Here is a 4,041-nt window from a genome sequence, read left to right as displayed (position 1 = left end):
TCTACGCTTTTTTCTTTCTGATTTATATTTCTAAATTTAATGAATTGCTAACTTAAGATGTATAACCGCAATTACGGAGGATTCGACTACGTCCGAATCCACTCGGAATTGCTAACGCTAGTGCTAAACCGAAAATTAACGCACATTAACCCGTAACTGACGGTTATACGAGACCGTTATGCGCAAGCTGACCAAAACATAAAACTAAATAATGAGAAAAACTCTGACTTTACTGATTATAGTAATAACTCTTACAAACTGTATTAACAGACAAAACTTAAATCAAAACGTTATAACATTAGATATTACCAACTGGTGGAATGCATATGATAAAGTAACATCAACCCAAGATTCTACGCTTCAGTTTAAATACCTTGATAGTTTATATTTCCAGAAAGGGACTGTGGGATTGGATGGAATCCGACAAGCAAGGAATTATACACCAGAAGATTACATTAACGCCATAAATAACTATCCAAAATTTTGGTCTTCTATCAGAGAAAATACTCTAAAGGCAAATGAAATTAGCTCTGAATTGGAAGATGGAATCAAAAAATTCAAAACAATATATCCCGAATTAAAACCTGCTAAAATCTATTTCACAATAGGAGCCTTTCGTACAGGAGGAACAACCATAGACAGTTTGGTTTTAATTGGTTCTGAAATATCAATGGCAGACAGCAAGACAGTAACAAGTGAATTTCCCCAAAATTTATCTCACTTAAAATCACATTTTGCCACCAACCCAAACGAACACCTTGTGTTTTTAAATGTTCACGAATATGTTCATACTCAACAAAATCCAAGAGTTTTCAATATTCTTTCCTTAACGCTATATGAAGGCGTAGCAGAATTCGTTGCTTCTAAAGCACTTGGAGTAAAATCACCAAATCCTCAAATTGAATTTGGTAAGAAAAATACCGAAAGAATCAGAGAAGTATATGAAACCGAAATGTTTTATCCTAATAATCTATACAAGTGGTTAGATGGTAACGCACCAAATGAGTTTGGAATGAGAGATTTGGGATATTATGTTGGATATCAAATTTGTGAGAACTATTATAATCAGGCCGAAAATAAAACTGAAGCCATTAAAAAAATGATTGAATTAGATTATTCCAATGAAACTGAAATTGAAGATTTTATTAAAAATGCCAACTTTTTCTCTGCACCGCTAGAGGAACTTTATAAAACGTTTGAAAGAAATCGCCCAACTGTTATCTTAATCAAACAATTTGAAAATAATAGTCAAAATGTTAGTCCAAAAATCAAGGAAATAACAATAGAATTTTCGAAACCTTTAAACGGACAAAACACAGGAGTAGATTTTGGTGATCTAGGGCAAGATGCTTTTCCGAAAGGAACTCTTAACGGCAGACATTGGTCAGAAAATAATAAATCTTGGACAATTCCAGTAGAATTAGAACCTAACAAAGACTATCAGATATTAATCTCAAATAACTTTAGAACAGAAGATGATATTCCTTTGAAACCATTCTTAATAGAGTTTAAAACCGGAAATAAATAAAGCTAGCACATAACACGGTGTATAAGTAATAGCGGTTTGACTGCTAAAATGAAAATTTAAACGTAAAACAAAGGTCAGTATAAAACTGAAAAGTTAGTGAATAGAAATCCGCTACTACTCATACACAAGACCGTTGGTAAGAAATGACGAAATACATCATAATTTTACTTTTAATTATAACTTCTTGCAAAGGAAAATCCGAAAAAATAAATCGGACTAAAAAACCAAAACCTGAAATTATTAAGACTGCCGAATTTGAACTAATAAAAGCCGAAAATCAAAAAGGATTATTGATTTTATTCCCTTGTTTTCCTTGTGATGCGGAGAACACATTGTCTGAATTTAAAATTGCTGAAATAAGTGTGAAAAATGACTTTTCAGTTTTAGCAATGAACTTAAACCAAAAATTATATTTAAGCCAAAAAGAAAAACAAGAATTAACGGAACAATTAACAAGAATAGTTAAGGAAAAAAACTTATCTGAAGAAAACATCTTTATTGGCGGATTTTCAAGTGGCGGAAATGTAAGTCTATTAATTGGTGATTATCTTGTAAAGAATGAAAGTCAAATTCAACCGAAAGGAGTTTTTATAGTGGATTCACCTATTGACCTTCTTGGACTTTATGGAACTGCCGAAAAGAATTTAAAACTTAACTTTTCAGAATCATCTATCCAAGAATCTACTTGGATTAAGAATATGTTTGATAAAGAATTTGGAAATCCATCTAATGGAATTAATACTTACGAACAGAATTCGCCTTATACATTTAAAACGGAAAATATTGACAATCTAAAAGGATTGGAAAAATTAAAAATTAGGTTTTATACAGAACCTGATTTAAAATGGTGGAAAGAATACGCAAAAAATGAATATGAAGATTTAAATGCTTTTTACATTCAAAAATTATCAGACAAATTAAAAATCGAATTTGGAGAAAACAATGTTGAATTAATAAACACCGAAAATCGAGGTTATCGAGCAAATGGAGAAAGGCATCCACATTCTTGGGCGATAGTAAATGAAAAAGATTTAATAAATTGGATGTTGAAATAAAAAACTGTGGGTAACACGGTGTATAATTCATTGCTGTTATTAGCCTACTTACGAAAGTCCTCGCGGACTTTCTATCTGTGATTTATTTGCTAATTTTAGTGCTTGAACACGCAACGAAATCATACACAAAACCGTTGGTAATAATTGCCTGCGGCACGTAGAAACCGTGTTTTAACAAACACTCCTTTTCTACTAATTATTACCAACGCTCTAGGTTAATTGCTCCTCTAACAACTATATTGTGTATCTTTAGCCTTCTTCGTGAACTACACACGAAACTATAAACAACAAAATGTATAACGAATGAAGCACAATTATGGCTCCTCATGAGGCTGTGCCTCACACGCCATACACCTAGAGCGTTGGCAATAATTTGAGAATGAACGAAACTTGGCACTTTTTAAGAGAATTTGAAAGCAAAGATTTAGTAAAAAGATATATTAAGAAAAAATATGACTTTGGACTAAATTCAGCCAAAGCTTACGAAATAACTTCAGCTTTTAAACAAGGAAGAAGTTATTTTGAATCTGTAAAAGTTGCTGATATTTCTGTAAAACCTTTACTTCTTTATTACGGAATAGTCTCATTGAGCAGAGGACTGATTTTGATATTAAACAAAGAAGCAAGAGAAAATAATATCAAACCTTCACACGGACTAAAAATCACGAATTGGACTGATGTTGAAAAATCAGGGAAATTAGAGGACATTATTATAAAAACTACAAATGGAACGTTCCGAGAATTGATTTCTGCTACAAATAATAAATCTTATTTTAGAGCTGGTAGTAGCGGAATTAACTGGCACGCTGAATATGTGATTTTGAATGACCAATTTGAATTTAGTCTAAAAGATTTATCATATTCATTTCCGGATTTGACCAAATCTGTTGAATCTTGGTTAGGTACTAAAATTCCCTCTCGACAATTAAAAACTCTAAAGCACAAAGATAATAAAACTGTAATTGAACTTCACGGAAAAGGAGAAGTAGCTGAAATTTTTCCTGAAATGCTGTTTAAGAATCAAACAATTTCTGAATCAAATAACATTACCAATGTTACATTTGAATGTCCTGCACCACCACATTTATGTCAAAAATGGAAAAGTGCATTTGAAGTAATTGGAGACCCTTACGTTATTCCACCTTTTGGTTCTTTAATCTTCTTAAACGACATATCAAAAATGTTCGCTGTTTCATTTATTTTCGGCACGATTTCAAGATATTATCCAACCACTTGGAATAATATAAATAGCGGAATTAAGAATGATAGTATTTTGCCATTCGCAGTTAATCTAATTGATTTTATACAAGCCAAATATCCTCAAGTGATTATTGACTTTTTAGAATCGCCATATGAATTTGAAAAATAAAAAAACTATTGCCAACAAAGAACTGAGGTAAAAAACAAGTAAATTTTACAAAACTTTATATCAAAGTACTTTTATAGTTCATATCATAC

3 protein-coding genes are annotated in these 4,041 nt (G+C 31.6%); all 3 read left to right on the top strand.

What is annotated here, in order from left to right:
• The first annotated feature begins 211 nt into the window (after positions 1-211).
• The 3 genes from ACQYZ7_RS16605 to ACQYZ7_RS16595 all read left to right on the top strand — a co-directional run bounded on the left by ACQYZ7_RS16605 (position 212) and on the right by ACQYZ7_RS16595 (position 3,952).
• On the top strand, positions 212-1,528 hold the full coding sequence (locus ACQYZ7_RS16605; RefSeq protein WP_430730828.1) for a hypothetical protein: 1,317 nt from the start codon (positions 212-214) through the stop codon (positions 1,526-1,528).
• A gap of 143 nt (positions 1,529-1,671) precedes the next feature.
• Complete coding sequence (locus ACQYZ7_RS16600) at positions 1,672-2,583, top strand: hypothetical protein (RefSeq protein WP_430730827.1); 912 nt, start codon at positions 1,672-1,674, stop codon at positions 2,581-2,583.
• Between the two features lie 379 nt (positions 2,584-2,962).
• Positions 2,963-3,952 (top strand): YaaC family protein, encoded by a 990-nt coding sequence (locus tag ACQYZ7_RS16595; RefSeq protein ID WP_430730826.1) that lies wholly within the window; start codon positions 2,963-2,965, stop codon positions 3,950-3,952.
• Positions 3,953-4,041 lie beyond the last annotated feature (89 nt).

The sequence above is a fragment of the Tenacibaculum sp. SDUM215027 genome, assembly GCF_050566205.1.
Taxonomy (GTDB): Bacteria; Bacteroidota; Bacteroidia; order Flavobacteriales; family Flavobacteriaceae; genus Polaribacter.
Note: the sequence above shows the minus strand (reverse complement) of the source record. Positions and strands in the feature narration are given on the sequence as shown.

What these genes read in the sequence shown, in the direction of transcription:
- ACQYZ7_RS16595 (WP_430730826.1), top strand. Translation starts at nt 2,963, where the DNA reads ATGAACGAAACTTGGCACTTTTTAAGAGAATTTGAAAGCAAAGATTTA.
- ACQYZ7_RS16605 (WP_430730828.1), top strand. Translation starts at nt 212, where the DNA reads ATGAGAAAAACTCTGACTTTACTGATTATAGTAATAACTCTTACAAAC.
- ACQYZ7_RS16600 (WP_430730827.1), top strand. Translation starts at nt 1,672, where the DNA reads ATGACGAAATACATCATAATTTTACTTTTAATTATAACTTCTTGCAAA.